The organism is Serratia sp. D1N4, from assembly GCF_054552755.1.
This window is the reverse complement of the sequence record NZ_CM137274.1, coordinates 4,421,025-4,439,481: the sequence shown is the minus strand read 5'-3', so window position 1 is coordinate 4,439,481 and position 18,457 is coordinate 4,421,025. Positions and strand designations below refer to the sequence as shown.

At 45.6% G+C, this 18,457-nt stretch carries 16 protein-coding genes; all 16 read left to right on the top strand.

The window, feature by feature from the left end:
• Positions 1–2: 2 nt before the first annotated feature.
• The 16 genes from ACX1CU_RS19930 (at position 3) to ACX1CU_RS19855 (ending at position 18,318) form a co-directional block, all read left to right on the top strand.
• Complete coding sequence (locus tag ACX1CU_RS19930; RefSeq protein WP_459399953.1) at positions 3–866, top strand: DUF4123 domain-containing protein; 864 nt, start codon at positions 3–5, stop codon at positions 864–866.
• Position 867: 1 nt separating this feature from the next.
• Positions 868–3,456: a T6SS effector BTH_I2691 family protein gene (locus ACX1CU_RS19925; protein WP_459399952.1), complete on the top strand. Its 2,589-nt coding sequence runs from the start codon at positions 868–870 to the stop codon at positions 3,454–3,456.
• Position 3,457: 1 nt separating this feature from the next.
• Positions 3,458–4,435, top strand: coding sequence for a DUF6708 domain-containing protein (locus tag ACX1CU_RS19920; RefSeq protein ID WP_459399951.1), 978 nt, complete (start codon positions 3,458–3,460; stop codon positions 4,433–4,435).
• On the top strand, positions 4,432–5,442 hold the full coding sequence (locus ACX1CU_RS19915) for a hypothetical protein (protein ID WP_459399950.1): 1,011 nt from the start codon (positions 4,432–4,434) through the stop codon (positions 5,440–5,442). Before ACX1CU_RS19920 ends, ACX1CU_RS19915 begins: the two co-directional genes overlap by 4 nt.
• A 10-nt stretch (positions 5,443–5,452) precedes the next feature.
• On the top strand, positions 5,453–6,433 hold the full coding sequence (locus ACX1CU_RS19910; RefSeq protein ID WP_459399949.1) for a DUF6708 domain-containing protein: 981 nt from the start codon (positions 5,453–5,455) through the stop codon (positions 6,431–6,433).
• A gap of 89 nt (positions 6,434–6,522) precedes the next feature.
• On the top strand, positions 6,523–7,500 hold the full coding sequence (locus ACX1CU_RS19905) for a DUF6708 domain-containing protein (RefSeq protein WP_459399948.1): 978 nt from the start codon (positions 6,523–6,525) through the stop codon (positions 7,498–7,500).
• A complete protein-coding gene (locus ACX1CU_RS19900; RefSeq protein WP_459399947.1) occupies positions 7,497–8,516 on the top strand; it encodes a hypothetical protein in 1,020 nt (339 codons plus the stop codon). The genes ACX1CU_RS19905 and ACX1CU_RS19900 overlap by 4 nt, the downstream gene beginning before the upstream one ends.
• A 1-nt stretch (position 8,517) precedes the next feature.
• A complete protein-coding gene (locus ACX1CU_RS19895) occupies positions 8,518–9,498 on the top strand; it encodes a DUF6708 domain-containing protein (RefSeq protein ID WP_459399946.1) in 981 nt (326 codons plus the stop codon).
• An 89-nt stretch (positions 9,499–9,587) separates the two neighbouring features.
• Positions 9,588–10,565: a DUF6708 domain-containing protein gene (locus ACX1CU_RS19890; RefSeq protein ID WP_459399945.1), complete on the top strand. Its 978-nt coding sequence runs from the start codon at positions 9,588–9,590 to the stop codon at positions 10,563–10,565.
• A gap of 178 nt (positions 10,566–10,743) precedes the next feature.
• Positions 10,744–11,502 (top strand): hypothetical protein, encoded by a 759-nt coding sequence (locus ACX1CU_RS19885; RefSeq protein ID WP_459399944.1) that lies wholly within the window; start codon positions 10,744–10,746, stop codon positions 11,500–11,502.
• A gap of 129 nt (positions 11,503–11,631) precedes the next feature.
• Positions 11,632–12,489, top strand: coding sequence for a DUF4123 domain-containing protein (locus tag ACX1CU_RS19880; protein ID WP_459399943.1), 858 nt, complete (start codon positions 11,632–11,634; stop codon positions 12,487–12,489).
• Entirely contained in the window at positions 12,486–15,065 is a 2,580-nt protein-coding gene (locus ACX1CU_RS19875) for a T6SS effector BTH_I2691 family protein (protein WP_459399942.1), read from the top strand. The genes ACX1CU_RS19880 and ACX1CU_RS19875 overlap by 4 nt, the downstream gene beginning before the upstream one ends.
• Positions 15,066–15,067: 2 nt before the next feature.
• Positions 15,068–16,120, top strand: a complete 1,053-nt coding sequence (locus tag ACX1CU_RS19870) for a DUF6708 domain-containing protein (RefSeq protein ID WP_459399941.1) — start codon at positions 15,068–15,070, stop codon at positions 16,118–16,120.
• Between the two features lie 93 nt (positions 16,121–16,213).
• Complete coding sequence (locus ACX1CU_RS19865) at positions 16,214–16,837, top strand: hypothetical protein (protein ID WP_459399940.1); 624 nt, start codon at positions 16,214–16,216, stop codon at positions 16,835–16,837.
• Positions 16,834–17,097, top strand: a complete 264-nt coding sequence (locus ACX1CU_RS19860) for a PAAR domain-containing protein (RefSeq protein ID WP_156292764.1) — start codon at positions 16,834–16,836, stop codon at positions 17,095–17,097. The genes ACX1CU_RS19865 and ACX1CU_RS19860 overlap by 4 nt, the downstream gene beginning before the upstream one ends.
• A gap of 3 nt (positions 17,098–17,100) precedes the next feature.
• Positions 17,101–18,318 (top strand): hypothetical protein, encoded by a 1,218-nt coding sequence (locus tag ACX1CU_RS19855; protein WP_459399939.1) that lies wholly within the window; start codon positions 17,101–17,103, stop codon positions 18,316–18,318.
• Positions 18,319–18,457: the final 139 nt, after the last annotated feature.

The following is an 18,457-nucleotide window of genomic DNA, read 5'->3' as shown; positions in this document are numbered from 1 at the left end:
CAATGACGATTGACTATCTGGAACAGGCATTACCACTGGAGGCGCACCAGTATGCTGTCATTGACCGTTTGCGGATACCTGTCTTGCCGGAGGGGTGGCCCTGTATCGAACTGGTGTCACCGATGTTGGCTCCACAGGCACACCTTTACCCGTGGTTAGTGCCGTTGCATGAGTTACCCTCGGGTGAATGGCTTGCATTGATAAAAGAACTGTCACAGCATGCAGACCTGCGCTCGCCGCCGATGTGTTCTCTTATGCTGTCCAGCACTCGCTCTCCTCAGGCGGTACGTAATGCCCTGGTCAATGCGTTGTATTTTAAGGATGAGCAACAGCAAGGACATATTCTGCGCTATTACGATCCCCGCGTGCTGTTTCACCTGCACTGGATGCTGAGCCCGTGGCAGTTGTTTAATCAACTTCCCGCACAGGAAATACCGCGCTGGACCTTCTGGCTGGAGGGGGGGTGGCACACGCTGGAATTCCCTGAACGCCTTTCTTACCAACCAGGCGAGGCCGTGGGAATACCGCTGGAGCAGTTGCAACGCAGCGGGCAGATAAATCAGGCACTGTTAAAACTGCCGCGCAGTGCGGATCTGACACAACGCCAGGACACCAGTCGCCGGATAGATGCTTTGCTGGAGCAGGCGATGAAGTGCGAACTCCCTAGTCAGGAAGACCGCATTGCGTTTGCACTACAGGGTCTGACGCAGCGTGAAGGATTCTGGACAGCGCCGAAGATGCAGGCCTTTCTGGCACAGGCCAGGCAGGCTGCAGACTTTTACCGTGACGAAACCAGTGACTGGGATGAAAGCCGCTGGCTGGAGATGACCCAGACTCAGTCCCGCAACATTCGATGGAACGATTAACATGAGCACACAAAAAGGCTGTAAATTCTGTATTCGTCGGGGGCTTCCTCTCTTACCTGCACGCCCGGCGGTAATATCACAAAGCGATACCTTACCCCATCTGCCAGCTTCCATTACCGTACCGACGGTGGCTCAAGGAGAAACCGCATGGACTGCGCGTTTGTTACGCGAAGGTTTTCTCTATATCTGGGCAGAATCGGGTAAACGCTGGATAAACTATTTCGCGACGAGTGAAGGCTATTACTACCCGTTGCCAGAAAACGGCGATGTGCCACAGGATATTGTCAATGGCAAGGTCAAGCCCTGTATTACGCAGCCTGCCGAACTGGCGAGCGCCTCACTGATTACCCTTCCGGTTAAACCGGCAGGCATGAAAAACGGGGTGTTCTGGTTTGTCTGGTCCGAAGTGGAATGGACGGAGGCGGTACGTAAAAAACATGAAGATGCCGCCTACCGCAGCAAGTCCATGCAATCGTTTGATATGGATGCATGGATAAACGGTGGGAAAGCAAAACAGACATTACCTATTGCCAAGCTGAGTGACACGATCGCGGAATACAGCCGCAGTGCGGCTCAATGCAAGGCAAAGCAATGGACGCGGGCGCCATGGAAAAAGGTGAATCCGGCAGCAGGAGAGAATATTAAACTCGCGGCTGATGCACTTTATGCCGGTAAAGGAGCCATTCTGCTGCTGGAAGATGCCCCTGCCATACTGCAGGATCTTTCTGCCGTTATTGATTATGACTTGCAAGAACAGGTATACAAAAAACCCGAATATCAGCGAGAACTGGCTTTAGCCAGTGCCATTACCGGCCTGAAGGAGTCGATGAAACGCCAATTTCAGCGTGATTACATCGAGAAGCGTGAAAGTGAGGAGAGGATTGCCCTTTATGGCCCCTTTGGCTACTCCGCAAATCCTGATGTGCCGGACAATATGTACACTGCGGTTGGTGACAGTCAAATGCACGCTGCTGCAGAAAAGAAATGGAAAGAATACGAACAGTATTACGACCCTAATCAAGTGACTAATTTTCAGGATAAATTCAATCAAGTCTTAAAGCAGTACAACGACAGCATCGTCAGCCCACGCACCGAGATGTACCTGGCGTGGTTCAAGAGCCAGACGTTGTTGGGGTATTTTCAGCATAACTTCGATACTCGCGAACTGAAAAGCGGCATTGAGTATGTTCAGACCCTAAATTATTGCATTGCAGGTATGCAGGATAAAGTCGGGGTTCTCCGTCACTTCACCGATTTGCTGTCAGGCACACCGACGGATGCCACCAATATCCTGGCGCGGGCGTTAGTACTGAATCAGGATGTATTGGCCGAGAAGTTAGCTGAAGCAACAAAAGGGTTTTCCGACTGGTTTTCTATCCCCTGGAATGGGATAGCGGATGCGTTCAGAGAGGGCATCGAGAAAAAACGTAATAACGCGGCTGGCGTGGCGGGTATTTTTATCGGTTTGCTGTCAGGTATACTGACGAGAAAGATCACTCAGGCGCTTGAGTCAAATCAGGTCTATGGTTGCCTGGTTGCAATGGGGGCGCTCACCAATAAAGCGCTGGTTCCGCTGGAAAAAACCGGTACCTACAGACAGTTTGTTGCTGAGGTGGTTAAGCAGTTGGCGAAAGAAAGCGGGCTTGATGGCAAAGCGCATCAAGGCAGCTTGCGCGGTTATGTCCGGCGGGAATTGAGGCGGCTCAGGATCGACGGGCTGCCGATGGAAGGGGTGGAAACGAAACGATTTCTGGTGATGGTGGATATCGACAAGGTCCATGAATTGGCCGCTTTGCCGCCCAAAGAACGTGCTGCTGCCCTGAGTAAATTGCTACGGACTTCGGCGGATGTTGAAGCACAGCAATTTAGCCGTTGGCAAGGGGCTGTGCAACGTGGTGTCAGAAAAGCCGGAGAGGCCATGCCGTTTACTTTGGGCGTTATTTCTGGCGTGTTGCAGGTTGCAGCGCTGTATACCACAGCCGATCTTAAAAATAAAAAGACGTTAACTGCCGATCAAAAAGAAGCACACTCCCGTTTTTGGGCAGGCGTGGCGGGACTGGGGAGCACGACGTTAAGTGTGATAGAAACCGGTATAAAACAGTTTCGGTTATTTGCAGATGCAACATCAAGAATGCGCGTTTTTAGTTCTGAAACCTTTATGAAATGGTTTATTGGCTATGGAGGAAAAGGATTGGGTGTAGTGGCTGGGGTAATTGCCGCTGGATTTGATTTATATCATCTTGGTGATGAGGCCTATAAAGGGCATGCCGGGCTTGCTATTGCTTATGGCTTGTCAGGATTGGCAGGTATCTGGATAAGTGTAGCAGTGGTTGCTGCAATACCTGTTGCGGGGACTTTTATTGCAGCACTAATACTGATAGGTACGGCCATTTATCTGGCATTTAATAATCGCGATAATATTCAAAAGTGGCTGGTGCAATGTCTATGGCGCACAATACCCGTAGATCCTGACGATACAAAGGAAGATCAAGATACATATATGAAAAGAGAAGCAGCAGACCTTCCTATCTGGCCAACCATGCAAATGGAAATGGATGAATTGAAACTGGCACTGGATTCAGAGGGATAATATGGATTACTACGGACTTTTTCCAAAGTTTAAAATTAATCGACCGCTTAACGACTCAGAGAGGGAGCAGCAATTAAAACAGAGTCACTCCATTGATCTTGAAGGGCAGTCAATTATCCCGGACAATAAAATAATTTCAATCAACTCTGGTTACTTGGAATTGGTGGACAAATATTACTCAGCAAAAGGATTTATTAGCCTGATAGGTGCATTTGGTTTTTTTAGTTGCTCGCTGTTATTAATTTTTTCAGTTATTGATGTACTCCCTCGTATTGGATGGAAGTTTGCAACACCTGAGAAGCTTTTTTTGTTTTCTAGTTTTTTTTTGGTCCCTGCAGTAATATTGACGTTTAAAATACTTAAAACAGAATGGTTTGCCTGGACACACTACCCGGTTCGTTTTGACAGAAAAAACCGACTGGTGCATGTTTTCCGGTTGGATGGCTCTACCTATAGTGTCCCTTGGGATAGCGTGTTTTTCACCTCGGGTTTGAACCACAGAAAAGACTTCAACAAAGACTACTATATCAGTGGCCACGTACTGGCTGATGATAACCAGACGGTGATTGATACCTTCTGCTTACCGGCAACGCATTCAGACAGAAAGGAATTAGAACGGCACTGGGAGTTTGTCCGTCGTTATATGGAAGATGGCCCTGATTCGGTGATTGGTGTGGTGGATTTTTGTCTGCCAATTGCCAAAAAGCGTGAAGGGTTCAGATTCGGTCTGTTATATCTACTGTCTGGCTGCAATGGTGCACCATTATTCCTCTTCCCGTTTTTCTTTGTGCTGTTCTTTATCTTTAGCGTACCGCGTTATATCGCGATGGTAACCAGTAAAATCCCTGTCTGGCCTGAAAGCATTGAGTCTCAGTGTCGTATCTCGGCAGATGACCCTTATGTGGTCGATGCATCCAGTAACTCAAAACACCCGTGGCGGGATATTTTTAAGAAATCGTCTCCCGATGAGACCCGTTGAGTAAAGATCCCTATTTTTTGTGTTCGGGTATGTTAAATGAAATTAAGCAGTTGGCGAAAGAAAGCGGGCTTGATGGCAAAGCGCATCAAGGAAGCTTGCGCGGTTATGTCCGGCGGGAATTGAGGCGGCTAAGGATCGACGGGCTGCCGATGGAAGGGGTGGAAACGAAACGATTTTTGGTGATGGTGGATATCGACAAGGTTCATGAACTGGCAGCTTTGCCGCCCAAAGAGCGTGCCGCTGCCCTAAGTAAATTGCTACGGACTTCTGCGGATGTTGAAGCGCAGCAATTTAGCCGTTGGCAGGGGGCTGTGCAACGTGGTGTCAGAAAAGCTGGAGAGGCTATGCCGTTTACTTTGGGCGTTATTTCTGGCGTGTTGCAGGTTGCAGCGCTGTATACCACAGCCGATCTTAAAAATAAAAAGACGTTGAGCACCGACCAAACAGAAGCACACTCTCGATTCTGGGCCGGAGTGGCGGGGCTGGGGAGCACGACGTTAAGTGTGATTGAAACCGGTATCAAACAGTTTCGGTTATTTGCAGATGCAACATCAAGAATGCGCGTTTTTAGTTCTGAAACCTTTGTGAAATGGTTTATTGGCTATGGAGGAAAAGGGTTGGGTGTAGTGGCTGGGGTAGTTGCAGTGTTCTATGATGGTTATCATACTGGTGATGAGTTTTATAAAGGCCACTTTGGGCTTGCCGCAGTTTATTTTTTATCCGCAGTGGCTGGAGCTTGGGTGACTGCTGCAGTAATCTGGACAATACCTGTTGTGGGGACTTTTATTGCGGTTGCTATTCTAATAGGTATGGCTATTTGTCTGGCGTTGAATAACCGCGACAATATTCAAAAATGGCTGTTGCAATGCATGTGGAGGGAAATACCAGTAAATACAAGTTTTTCAGAGGAGAATCAGAAAAAATATAAAGAAAGAGAAGCAGCAGACCTTCCTATCTGGCCAACCATGCAAATGGAAATGAATGAACTGAAACTTGCACTGGGCTAAGGGATATAATATGGATTACTATGGGCTTTTTCCAAAATTTAAACTTAATCGCTTGCTTAGTGATGAAGAGAGAAAATATCAATTAAAACAGAGGCAGAGTGTTAATATAGAAGGTCAATCAATAGTGCCTGATAATAAGGTTATTTCAATAAATTCTTACTATCTGGAGTTGGTGGACAAATACTACTCAGCGAAAGGCTTTGGTAGTCTATTAAGTGCCACTTTCTTTTTTATGCTTTTAGGTTTGTTTTTTTTCATGTTTTCTCTAAGCATTATTGATGGTCTTTGGAAAACCCCTGGTGGTGCGGCTATGATGTTTGCTTTTCTTATACCTAGTGGTGCGATGGCAATCTGGATGTTTATTCTATTAAAAACAGAATGGTTTGCCTGGACACACTACCCGGTTCGTTTTGACAGAAAAAACCGACTGGTGCATGTTTTCCGATTGGATGGCTCTACCTACAGCGTTCCTTGGGATAGCGTGTTTTTCACCTCGGGTTTGAACCACAGAAAAGACTTCAACAAAGACTACTATATCAGTGGCCACGTACTGGCTGATGATAACCAGACGGTGATTGATACCTTCTGCTTACCGGCAACCCATTCAGACAGAAAGGAATTGGAGCGGCACTGGGAATTTGTGCGCCGTTATATGGAAGAAGGGCCTGAGTCGGTGATTGGTGTGGTGAATTTTTGTCTGCCGATTGCCAAAAAGCGCGAAGGGTTCCGATTCGGTCTGTTATATCTATTGTCTGGCTGTAATGGTGCACCATTATTCCTCTTCCCGTTTTTCTTTGTGCTGTTCTTTATCTTTAGCGTACCGCGTTATATCGCCATGGTAACCAGTAAAATCCCTGTCTGGCCTGAAAGCATTGAGTCCCTGTGTGAAGTCGCGACTGATGACCCTTATTTAGTCGATGCATCCAGTAACTCAAAACACCCGTGGCGGGATATTTTCAGGAAATCGTCTTCCGATAGTGAGAGGCCATAACTTCACCAGATAGAGAGTAAGAATCTAACCAGCTTTCTTGCAAGTTAAAACGGATAGGCTGAAATTGGTATTGGGTTCAGAGGGGTAATATGGATTATTACGGGCTTTTCCCAAAATTTAAAATTAATCGACCGCTTAACGACTCAGAGAGGGAGCAGCAATTAAAACAGAGTCACTCCATTGATCTCGAAGGGCAGTCAATGATCCCGGATAATAAAGTTATTTCAATAAGCTCTACTTATCTGGAATTGGTAGATAAGTACTATTCAGCAAAAGGATTTGGCAGTCTAATAAGTTCACTTTTTTTTATTGCTTTTTTATCATTATATTCTTTTGTATTAATTATGATTGTACTTGATGGCAGGTGGAAGACATTAAGTGATATTAGTGTTGTTTTTTTTGTTTCTTTGATTTGCATTCCTGCAATAGCATGGATGTTTATTTTATTAAAAACTGAATGGTTTGCTTGGACACATTACCCGGTTCGTTTTGATAGAAAAAACCGACTGGTGCATGTTTTCCGGTTGGATGGCTCTACCTATAGTGTCCCTTGGGATAGCGTGTTTTTCACCTCGGGTTTGAACCACAGAAAAGACTTCAACAAAGACTACTATATCAGTGGCCACGTACTGGCTGATGATAACCAGACGGTGATTGATACCTTCTGCTTACCGGCAACCCATTCAGACCGAAGGGAATTGGAGCGGCACTGGGAATTTGTGCGCCGTTATATGGAAGAAGGGCCTGAGTCGGTGATCGGTGTGGTGAATTTTTGTCTGCCGATTGCCAAAAAGCGTGAAGGGTTCCGATTCGGTCTGTTATACCTATTGTCTGGCTGTAATGGCGCACCATTATTCCTCTTCCCGTTTTTCTTTGTGCTGTTCTTTATCTTTAGCGTACCGCGTTATATCGCCATGGTAACCAGTAAAATCCCTGTCTGGCCTGAAAGTATTGAGTCCCTGTGTAAAGTTGCGGCTGATGACCCTTATCTGGTCGATGCGTCCAGTAACTCAAAACACCCGTGGCGGGATATTTTTAAAAAATCGTCTTCCGATGAGGTCCGTTGAGTAAAGATCCCTATTCTTTGTGTTCGGGTATGTTAAATGAAATTAAGCAGTTGGCGAAAGAAAGCGGGCTTGATGGCAAAGCGCATCAAGGCAGCTTACGCGGTTACGTCCGGCGGGAGTTGAGGCGGCTCAGGATCGACGGGCTGCCGATGGAAGGGGTGGAAACGAAACGATTTCTGGTGATGGTGTATATCGACAAGGTTCATGAACTGGCCGCTTTGCCCCCCAAAGAACGGGCTGCTGCGCTGAGTAAATTGCTACGAACTTCTGCGGATGTTGAAGCGCAGCAATTTAGCCGTTGGCAAGGTGCCGTTCAACGTGGGGTTAGAAAAGCCGGGGAGGCCATGCCGTTTACTTTGGGCGTTATTTCTGGCGTGTTGCAGGTTGCAGCGCTGTATACCACAGCCGATCTTAAAAATAAAAAGACGTTAACTGCCGATCAAAAAGAAGCACACTCCCGTTTTTGGGCCGGTGTGGCGGGGTTGGGGAGCACGACGTTAAGTGTGATAGAAACCGGTATAAAACAGTTTCGGTTATTTGCAGATGCAACATCAAGAATGCGCGTTTTTAGTTCTGAAACTTTTATGAAATGGTTTATTGGCTATGGTGGGAAAGCATTAGGTATAGTGGCTGGGGTAATTGCCGCTGGATTTGATTTTTATCATTTTGATGATGAGCGTTACAAAGGGCATAAGGGTCTTGCTGCGGCATATTTTTTCTCAGGATTAGCTGGTCTATGGGTTACTGCTGCAGTTATTTGGGCAATGCCAGTAATAGGGACGTTTATTGCAGTTGCTATTCTGATTAGTATGGCTATTTATCTGGAATTTAATAATCGCGATAATATTCAAAAATGGCTGGTGCAATGTTTATGGCGCAGAATTCCAGTAAATGAAAACTATTCAAAAGAAGATCAAGAGAAATTTAAAAAAAGGGAGGCTGCCGACCTTCCAATCTGGCCAACCATGCAAATGGAAATGGATGAACTGAAGTTGGCACTGGACTCAGAGGGATAATATGGATTATTACGGGCTTTTTCCAAAATTTAAAATTAATCGACCGCTTAACGACTCAGAGAGAGAGCAACAATTAAAACAGAGTCAATCCATTGATCTCGAAGGGCAGTCAATTATCACGGACAATAAGGTTATTTCAATAAATTCCAGTTATTTGGAATTAGTAGACAAATATTACTCAGCAAAGGGGTTTGGTAGTTTAATTGCCTTTTTTGGTTTCTCAAGCATGGTTTTTATTTTAATATCTACAATATTTTTTTCTTTTTTTGATTCCAGTAATATATACTGGGATGATATTTTGTTTGCTTTGGTTATTCTTATTCCAAGTGGGGCAATGGCAATCTTGATGTTTATTTTATTAAAAACTGAATGGTTTGCTTGGACACATTACCCTGTTCGTTTTGATAGAAAAAACCGACTAGTCCATGTTTTCCGGTTGGATGGCTCTACCTACAGCGTTCCTTGGGATAGCGTGTTCTTCACCTCGGGTTTGAACCACAGAAAAGACTTCAATAAAGACTACTATATCAGCGGTCATGTACTGGCTGACGATAACCAGACGGTGATTGATACCTTCTGCTTACCGGCAACCCATTCAGACAGAAAGGAATTGGAGCGGCACTGGGAATTTGTGCGCCGTTATATGGAGGCGGGGCCTGAGTCGGTGATCGGTGTGGTGAATTTTTGTCTGCCAATTGCCAAAAAGCGTGAAGGGTTCCGATTCGGTCTGTTATATCTATTGTCTGGCTGTAATGGTACACCATTATTCCTCTTCCCGTTTTTCTTTGTGCTGTTCTTTATCTTTAGCGTACCGCGTTATATCGCCATGGTAACCAGTAAAATCCCTGTCTGGCCTGAAAGCATTGAGTCCCTGTGTGAAGTCGCGACTGATGACCCTTATTTAGTCGATGCATCCAGTAACTCAAAACACCCGTGGCGGGATATTTTCAAGAAATCGTCTCCCGATAGTGAGAAGCCATAACTCCGCCAGATAGGAAATAAGAGCCTAACCAGCTTTTTTACAGGTTAAAGTGGGTGGGTTTAAATTAGCGTTTGGTTTATAGGGGTAATATGGATTATTACGGGCTTTTTCCAAAATTTAAATTTAATCGACTGCTTAACGACTCAGAGAATGACCACCAATTAAAACAGAGTCAACTCATTGATCTCGAAGGGCGATCAATAATCCCGGACAATAAAGTTATTTCAATAAACTCTAGTTATTTGGAGTTGGTGGATAAATATTACTCAGCAAAAGGTTTTGGTAGTTTTATAAGTGCATTCATATTTTTTGGTTGCTCACTGATATTAATACTTTCAGTTATTGATACACTTCCTCGTATTGGGTGGAAATTTGCAACACCTGAAAAACTGTTTCTATTCTCTATTTTGTTTTTTGTTCCAACGATAGTGTTTTCGTTTAAGCTTCTTAAAACTGAATGGTTTGCCTGGACACACTACCCGGTTCGTTTTGACAGAAAAAACCGACTGGTGCATGTTTTCCGGTTGGATGGCTCTACCTATAGTGTCCCTTGGGATAGCGTGTTTTTCACCTCGGGTTTGAACCACAGAAAAGACTTCAACAAAGACTACTATATCAGTGGCCACGTACTGGCTGATGATAACCAGACGGTGATTGATACCTTCTGCTTATCGGCAACCCATTCAGACAGAAAGGAATTAGAACGGCACTGGGAGTTTGTGCGCCGTTACATGGAGGAAGGGCCTGAGTCGGTGATGGGTGTGGTGAATTTTTGTCTGCCGATTGCCAAAAAGCGTGAAGGGTTCAGATTCGGTCTGTTATATCTATTGTCTGGCTGTAATGGTGCACCATTATTTCTCTTCCCGTTTTTCTTTGTGCTGTTCTTTATCTTTAGCGTACCACGCTATATCGCCATGGTAACCAGTAAAATCCCTGTCTGGCCTGAAAGCATTGAGTCCCTGTGTGAAGTCGCGACTGATGACCCTTATTTAGTCGATGCATCCAGCAACTCAAAACATCCGTGGCGGGATATTTTCAAGAAATCGTCTCCCGATGAGGTCCGTTGAGTAAAGATCCCTATTCTTTGTGTTCGGGTATGTTAAATAAAATTTTATTTATTGGCTGACTATCTTCGTGGGTCTCTAAAAAATAGATATTGATTAATAATAACGACAATCAATATATATGTAATTTGGTGTGTCATAAATACATTGTGATTTAATAATGTTTAGGATGAGAATAGAAGTGAATAAACTAAGTAAGTTAATCTGGGTTGGTTTGATTGTTAATGCTGTTTTACTCGGTGTAGTGTGTTTTTTTTCAGCATCGGCAAAAGATATTTATAGCGAACTGAGTTATTCAGAGCGCGATCTTGTCGATGTTGTATCACTGATGAAAATCCCATTTATCATTGCGCTTGCTATGCAAATCGTCAGTTTGCCTGTGTTGTTTAAAGTGCCGAAGGTTGGGTTGACGCTGGCTATTATTGGCTCGTTGGTGATGTTGCCTTTGAGCCTGATTTTTATGACAGGTTATCTGTTTAGCTATGAGGAACACTGCAATAAAAATCTGGCAGTATTGACCCGAAGTGAACAAAACATGCTGACAATGGCGCTAAGCTTCAAAACCTCTCAGTTGCTTATGCAAGGGCTATTGTTTATCGCATTGGGTTTATTTGTCTGTTTCTTTAGCGGCATGGCGACAGGCTGGCTAGTTGTCGGAGCAGGGTTGTTATCATCGTGCAACTCTTTCCGTTTGAAAAATCGTACCATGATTGGCATGTCGCAGGACAAACTGGTTATTACCCCTAGCCTGTTTGCAGACACTTATCTGGTTCCTCTCAGTAATGTGACGCTGATTAAAGAAGATAAGCGGTTATTTAAATTACATATCAAGTCTGCTGGCATAGATAGAAAATGTACGTTCCGTAAAGGGCTTATTAAAGAGGATAACTACCCGGTATTGCTGGAAGGCCTTTTATCAAAATTGGCCAAGCAGGAATAAAAGGCACTGTTCATGTTGGCAAAAAACCTTGCGCCAGGGTTTATTTAAGAAAAAACTTGCCGCTTCTATATGTTGTTTGACATGCCTCTGCTTGCGGCATCATATCTATAAGCTAAGGATTGGTCGATTATGCTGATGGATTATCTCCCTGAGCACGCCAAATTTGATGAGCACCAATATGCGATTATCGATCGCGTACTCTTTAGTCATTTACCTGAACCTCTGCCGGTCATTGAATTGGTATCACCGTTGCTCGCTCCGCAGGCACGTCTCTATCCGTATTTACTGCCATTACGCGCAATCAGCGGAACACAGTGGCGTTCTCTGATGGCAGAAATACAGCAAGCCAGCGATCCAGTATCAACCCCGCTGATTTGCCTGCTGCTGAAAAGCACGCTTTCACCGTCCGAGGTCAGAAATAGCCTGTTGGATACACTTATCACCGAGGATGAGCAGCGGCAAAACCATGTCCTGCGTTTTTACGATCCTCGGGTGCTGTTTCATCTGCACTGGATGCTCACCCCGTGGGAGTTCAGCAACAGATTCAACACACGAGAAATCACTGTCTGGACGTTTTGGCTGGAAGGCCAATGGCATTCTCTGGAATATTCCCAACCAGCCCCCTTTGACCGTAACAGGTCAAAAACTGCTTTTGCCCAGATCCAGCGCATTGGTTTGATTAATCGCGTGTTAGCCGAACAGCCATTGATAACCGATCTCGCCGTAAGGCAGCAAACCAGCCAGCGCGTTGATGCCTTGCTGGTGCAATGTCCGCTAACCACCTTAGCCGACCAGGTTGCGTTTGCCACGCAAGGTTTACTGCATGGCGATGATTTCTGGCGATCAGCAAAAATAACTGCGTTATTGGCAGAGTCTCAGAATTCGCCCGGCTATTACGCCCGTCTGACATCAAGCTGGGATGACGCCGACTGGCAGGAAATGACGCGTAAAGATTATCGACAGATGAAGGGAAGTTTTCACCTATGAGCAACAGTAAAGGATGTACTTTTTGTATCCGCCACGGATTGCCTATTCTGCCCGTTCGTCCAGCGTTAATGGAAAACACGGAAGTACTGCCGGTATTACCGTCCAGCATAAAAATGCCGACGCCAGCGCAGGGCGATACGGCCTACAATGCCCGCCTGCTGCGTGATGGGTATCTCTACGTTTATGATGAGATGGTCAAAAGTTGGCTGGATTACTACGTCACAGCTGAAGGGTATTACTATCCATTGCCAACTAAAGGCCCGGTTCCGCCAGATTTAGCGCAGGGAAAGGTAAAACCATGCGCTGACCAGCCAGCCGAATTGGCCAGAGCATCATTGATCACGCTGCCGGTGATGCCAACTGGCAAGAAAAACGGCATCTTCTGGTTCAGTTGGTCCCAGGCACAGTGGACAGACGCGACTCGTAAAAAACACGAAGATGCCAGCTACCGTGCCCAATATATGCAACGTTTCGATATGGATGCCTGGATTAAAAGCAAACGCGCTGAAAATGTGGTGGCATTGAGCACGCTGGCAACCTGTGTGGCAGAATACAGCCCCAAGGCCAATGCAGCGACGGTCAAAAACTGGTCTCACGCTCCTTGGAAAAACCTCAAGCCACTTGAGGCTACCAATATTATCTCTGCGGCGGATGCGCTGTATGCCGGGCATGGTGCGATCATGGTGCTACAGGATCCGGTGGCGATGGCGCAGGATATTGCCTGGTTAGCCAACTATCGTATTAATAAACACTTTAATGAAAACCCGGCCTACACGCGGGGACTTGCACTCACCAGTGCTGTTAGCTGGTTAAAAGAGAGCACCTGCGCGCAATACAGGCGTGATATTGTGTTTAATAATCAAGTGGAGGAGCTCAATACCGAGATTGGTTATGACATGATCAGTGGTATGCCGGTCCCTGGTTCTGCGGCGATGAGTGCCGTCTTGCATAAAAATAACGTCAAGATGCTCGAGACTCGTGTTGAAAATAAATGGCAGAGCAACTACGGGAAATACTACGATGAAGAAAAACAAAAAGCATTTACTACCAGATTTAACAGCGCGTTAGATGATTATGATAAACGTGTCATTGTACCGATGATGAAGATGTATCTCGTCTGGCTGGGTAGTGAGGTCATGACGCATTACTTTCAGCATAACTTCGACACCACAGATGCAGACAGCGGCATTTTATATGTCCAGTCAGCTACGGACTGTATTGATGGCGTTCAAGACAAACTGCTGGTTTCTAAGCACTTCCAAACTCAATTATTGGCTGCCTGCACTGATAAAAACAATTTCATCTCCCGCGCAGCGGTTTTCAATAATGACCGTTTCGCTGAAAAAATAAATACCAGCGTCCGTATCTCTGGCGACGTAACTTCGTTACCTTGGGATAAAATCGTTGATGGCTTTAAAGATATTTTTGACCAAAAAATAGCAGGCGCACAGTTGGTACTGGAAAAGTTCCAGAATGCACTTAGCGGTGCGATCTATTCTCTGGTGGAGAAAGTAATTAACTCTAAACCAGCGGATGCACTGGTCTCCTTCGCAGTGGTCAGTAATAAACAAATCAAGGTGATTACCTTGACGGCTTCACGTAAAGATTTTGTTAGCGCGGTGGTTAATGAACTCGCTCAGACATTTGGTGTATCAGGGCGTGCCGGTATCGATCAGTTACGCCATTATGTGCAGGTTGAGTTGCGTCATATGGAAGCTCAGGGTATCAAACTGACAGGAACCCAGGTGAGTAAGTTTGCTGTTCTGACCGATATAAGAGAGGCTAACACCATCCCTACCGCGCCTGGGGCTGCACGGGCTGCGGCTATCGCCAGCACCCTGCGTTCAGCCGAAGAGGTGAAAGCGACGATTTTCCCGAATACCTTTAGAAATAAACTGGCGCAATTGCAAGGCAGTTCACCGCAAGCCATATCGACCTCGGCGTTAAAATCACTGCCCTTTGCCGGTAGCGTATTATCGGCATCATTTCAGACTTATGCCATCGTACATGCTGGGTTGCCTAAAGAGTTTACCGTGGAGACAAGCTCACGCTTTGCCGCCAATATTACGATGGCGGTAGGGGCGATGGCAGACTCTGTTGAACGCTTGTTAAATGATTTTAAAAGTGTTCGCTGGAAGGCTCAGCTCAGAATAGGTATGGGTGGAAACGTGCAAAGATTTATTATGAGTTCGCTTAAGTGGATAAAATGGTTAGGGGGGGCAGCGGGGATTGTGGGAGCGGCATTTGATTTTTATAGCTTTGTCACTGAAGCAAATAAAGGCCATGTTGACATTGCAGTTGCCTACTTATGTTCTTCACTTGGTGGCGGTATACTTGCTGTCGCTGTGATATTGAACGTTACCTTAGCTCCGGTATGGATTGTTATTGCCGTGGTATTGTTCTTTGGATCTGCGATTTATTTAGCTCTGAATATCAAAAATGATGTCCAACTTTGGTTAATGAGTTGCCTGTGGCGTAAAATCCCGACAGATGAAAAAGAAATCCCCCCCATCTGGCCAACCAGCAGTATGGAAATGGCAGAATTCAATAAAGCATTGACCTCGGGGGCACAGTAATCATGAACTACACCGGTCTCTATAGTCCGTTCTCCCTTAATCGCCCGCTAAGTGAAGAGGATATTAAATACCAGCTTAGGCAGGATTTTTCTGGCATGGGTAAGTCAGACTCATTGGCCTTGGCTGACGATGCGGTGATCAAAATGAACTCAACCTATCTGGAACTGGTAGACAAATACTACAACGATCGTGGTATGCCTGAAATATTTACTTTCATATTATCCTCAATGTTTATCTCTGCAGCCTTTCTTTGTATATATTTTTCTATAGTAGAGTTGGTAAAACCAGTTGGTTCTGTATTTGGTTTTTTTGCCTACCTGTTCATGTCTATCCCCTCCGGTGCATTTGGTTTTTTTTGCTATAGACTTTTACGCAAATCCTGGTTTACCTGGACCCATTACCCGGTGCGCTTTAACCGCAAAACCCAAATGGTGCATGTATTTAAACTGGATGGCTCTATTCTTTCGGTGCCGTGGCAAGAGGTGTTCTTTACCCGTGGCCGAGCGGGGCGTGGCCCAATGCCGGAATGCAGTATTGACGGGTATATTCTGGCAGAAGATAAGCAAACCGTGTTAGATACCTTTAGTTTGGGCTTTTCGACGGAACGCCGCGAACTGGTAAAAAACTGGGCGTTAATTTACAGCTATATGAATGTAGACTGTCTGGAGGAACTAAAAGATATCATCGCCTTATGCCCACCGATTGCTGAGAAAAAAGAGAGCTATCTATTTGGCCTGCAATATATGATGCGTGTGGACTCACGCCTGGAGTGGTTCTTCACGCTGACTTTGTTACCATTAACTTTGCTGGGCAGCGTTGCACGCTACATCGCCATGCGTACCAGCAAAATCCCCAGTTGGTCGGCAGAGGTAGAGGCGGATTGCCAGTTTGATCCCAATGACCCGATCAACGTCAGCGCTGCCAATAACCCTAAACATCTTTGGCGCTACGTGCTGGCTAATCAGTCGCTGGAGGAATATAACGCGCTCTACCAGCGTCAGGAGCAGGCGATGAATCGCTTGCGCGAGAAAGTGCAGGCGCAAAAAAACAGCTAACACTAACAGAAGAGAAGATGTCATGAACTCCATGTGGTGGATATTACAGACCTAATTTCAAAAACATGTCATGAACTGCGGAATTAAATTAAAATGAGTAAGTTTTATTTTAATCAATATGCGAAAGAAGTTGCAAAAACCGGTGTGAAGTTTAAGTTAAATTACACAGGGGGATTTATCGTTTTCCCTATTTTGCTATTGATTTTTAATGGGTGTTTTTTTTGGTATTCATTTTTAAACAAAAATTCCCCTCTGGATTTTGAGAGTCCGATGCTTGTCGTTACAGTATTCAATATTGTGCTTGGCGGCATGCTGTTGTTACTGCTTTGGCGGAAAAACATATATATATTTGGTTTTAAAGATGGCTGTCTTATCAGTGATAGGCTTGCCTCCCCTTACCCATTCAAGTATGTAAATGACTATCGTATAATCAATAGTTCAGGCACGAATGCAGGAGCAGTAAAACTATATGTGGACCAGGCACATCCCCCGATAGTAAAAAACTCACTGTTTTTTCGATACAATAATGAAAAAGGCGTTATTACTATTTCAATAAGTGACTGTATATCTGACAAGGGATATCATCTTTCAGAGAATCAAGTGACGAAATTATTTCGTCGACAGTTAAGGACTGCCAGTGCTACAGGCCAAGGTCAGGAGCAGGCACTGCGCGAGAAAGTTCAAGCTACACAACAAAGACAGAGAGTGTCATTATGAAAGGGATCATTCGCATCGGCGACAAAACCACCCATGGTGGCCAGGTTCTTGCTGGTTCGTCCAATATGAAGTTTGCTGGAATTGGCGTTGCACGTCTGGGAGATCTGGTCTCCTGCCCGATTATTGGGCACGGGCCGACAAAAATTGTCGAAGGGCATCCAACCATGAAGGATAACGGTCTGCCGGTCGCGTTTCACGGCCATAAGTGTGCCTGTGGCTGTACGCTTATTACGTCTTTAGGTAATGCGACTGCGAGCTGAATTATGCCTGTTGATTTGAGTACTATCCCTGCACCTGCTCAGCGTTCATCCCCGCCATCATTTAAACGCTGGTTGTTTTTTTTGACCTTGGTCATGCTCATTTGTGGAACAGCCACACTCTATTTCTGGCCTGCGAATAAACCGACTCAGACACCGATTTTCTGGATCTGCTTTATTCTTGTTCCTGCTCTTTCATGGTTATGCTTATTTGCGCTTCGCTGGCTGGTGTATACCTTCTCTGATTGTGTGGCCGATGGCTGGGATGAAGAAAGGGAATGGACTCTGCACAGGGAAATTCAACGTGGGCAGCGCTATGTCAATGTGCTGGCGCAGGTTGTCCATTTGCCTCATGCCATGATATCGACATCATTATCAATGCAAATGATTGCCCAGGAGGTCGTTTTACCCTCTGCTGCGGATGAAACATCATCGGAAGTGATCCGTCAGGCACGCTTTGAGGATAGTGATCTTCCACTACCAGAACGTTTGCGGAACAGGATTGTTGCGTTACTGGTTGAAAGTTCGTTAAATACGGCGCTGACACAACTTCCTGAATCAAAGCCTCTAACGGTTGCCCTACTGGCAGAAACGGGCGAGTATTCTGGCGATATTGATTTACCTTCATTGTGGAAAAGTGTTTTGCAGGTTATCACGCTTCCTGTTTCGGTTTCTGTTGTGCCGGGTGGTGGGTTGAAGACATTGGATAACTGGTTGGATAAGTCAATTGCTGGACAGACATTACTGGTTATTGCCGTGCATTTGGCTGATGAACCCAAGGATGGTGCAGGGGATGCCGCCGTTGCCCTGCTGTTGCAGACTCCCTTATCAGAGAAGCCCATGTCTGGCACTCTCGCGCGCATTCATCGCCCGCAAGCAAGTAAAGCAGCGGAACAATTAACGGCCGCCGTTGTGCAGTCATTGCATTGGGGGAATACTCAACCTGAGTGCATCGGGCAAATCTGGTTAACGGGAATGGGGTGTGACAATCAGGCACAATCTCTATTTTCCTCCGTCGAGGTGGTATTTCCGGCGGTTGTTACACCGGAGCAAACCTGTGATATCGATATTTTTACAGGGTTGACCGGCAAGGTGTCTCCCTGGCTAGCACTGGCTATTGCCTCTGATAATGCCGGGCTAGGGCAATATTCCCAGTTAATCATGAGTGTTCCTGCATCGGATCTCACTTTGCCCTGGTTCACCGTTGTTCATCCTGGGCAGTAAGGTACAAAGCAATAGCAGGTTAAATAACTTTTCAAAACAGCATCCACTCTGCCTAGAGCTGCAAGCCGCAATGCCAAGTGTGGATGTGGACGCAGATTGTGAGAGCAGGATATTGCCTGATTGAAAATCGACCAGAACT

What these genes read in the sequence shown, in the direction of transcription:
- ACX1CU_RS19860 (WP_156292764.1), top strand. Translation starts at nt 16,834, where the DNA reads ATGAAAGGGATCATTCGCATCGGCGACAAAACCACCCATGGTGGCCAG.
- ACX1CU_RS19880 (WP_459399943.1), top strand. Translation starts at nt 11,632, where the DNA reads ATGCTGATGGATTATCTCCCTGAGCACGCCAAATTTGATGAGCACCAA.
- ACX1CU_RS19910 (WP_459399949.1), top strand. Translation starts at nt 5,453, where the DNA reads ATGGATTACTATGGGCTTTTTCCAAAATTTAAACTTAATCGCTTGCTT.
- ACX1CU_RS19895 (WP_459399946.1), top strand. Translation starts at nt 8,518, where the DNA reads ATGGATTATTACGGGCTTTTTCCAAAATTTAAAATTAATCGACCGCTT.
- ACX1CU_RS19930 (WP_459399953.1), top strand. Translation starts at nt 3, where the DNA reads ATGACGATTGACTATCTGGAACAGGCATTACCACTGGAGGCGCACCAG.
- ACX1CU_RS19865 (WP_459399940.1), top strand. Translation starts at nt 16,214, where the DNA reads ATGAGTAAGTTTTATTTTAATCAATATGCGAAAGAAGTTGCAAAAACC.
- ACX1CU_RS19920 (WP_459399951.1), top strand. Translation starts at nt 3,458, where the DNA reads ATGGATTACTACGGACTTTTTCCAAAGTTTAAAATTAATCGACCGCTT.
- ACX1CU_RS19925 (WP_459399952.1), top strand. Translation starts at nt 868, where the DNA reads ATGAGCACACAAAAAGGCTGTAAATTCTGTATTCGTCGGGGGCTTCCT.
- ACX1CU_RS19890 (WP_459399945.1), top strand. Translation starts at nt 9,588, where the DNA reads ATGGATTATTACGGGCTTTTTCCAAAATTTAAATTTAATCGACTGCTT.
- ACX1CU_RS19875 (WP_459399942.1), top strand. Translation starts at nt 12,486, where the DNA reads ATGAGCAACAGTAAAGGATGTACTTTTTGTATCCGCCACGGATTGCCT.
- ACX1CU_RS19870 (WP_459399941.1), top strand. Translation starts at nt 15,068, where the DNA reads ATGAACTACACCGGTCTCTATAGTCCGTTCTCCCTTAATCGCCCGCTA.
- ACX1CU_RS19855 (WP_459399939.1), top strand. Translation starts at nt 17,101, where the DNA reads ATGCCTGTTGATTTGAGTACTATCCCTGCACCTGCTCAGCGTTCATCC.
- ACX1CU_RS19905 (WP_459399948.1), top strand. Translation starts at nt 6,523, where the DNA reads ATGGATTATTACGGGCTTTTCCCAAAATTTAAAATTAATCGACCGCTT.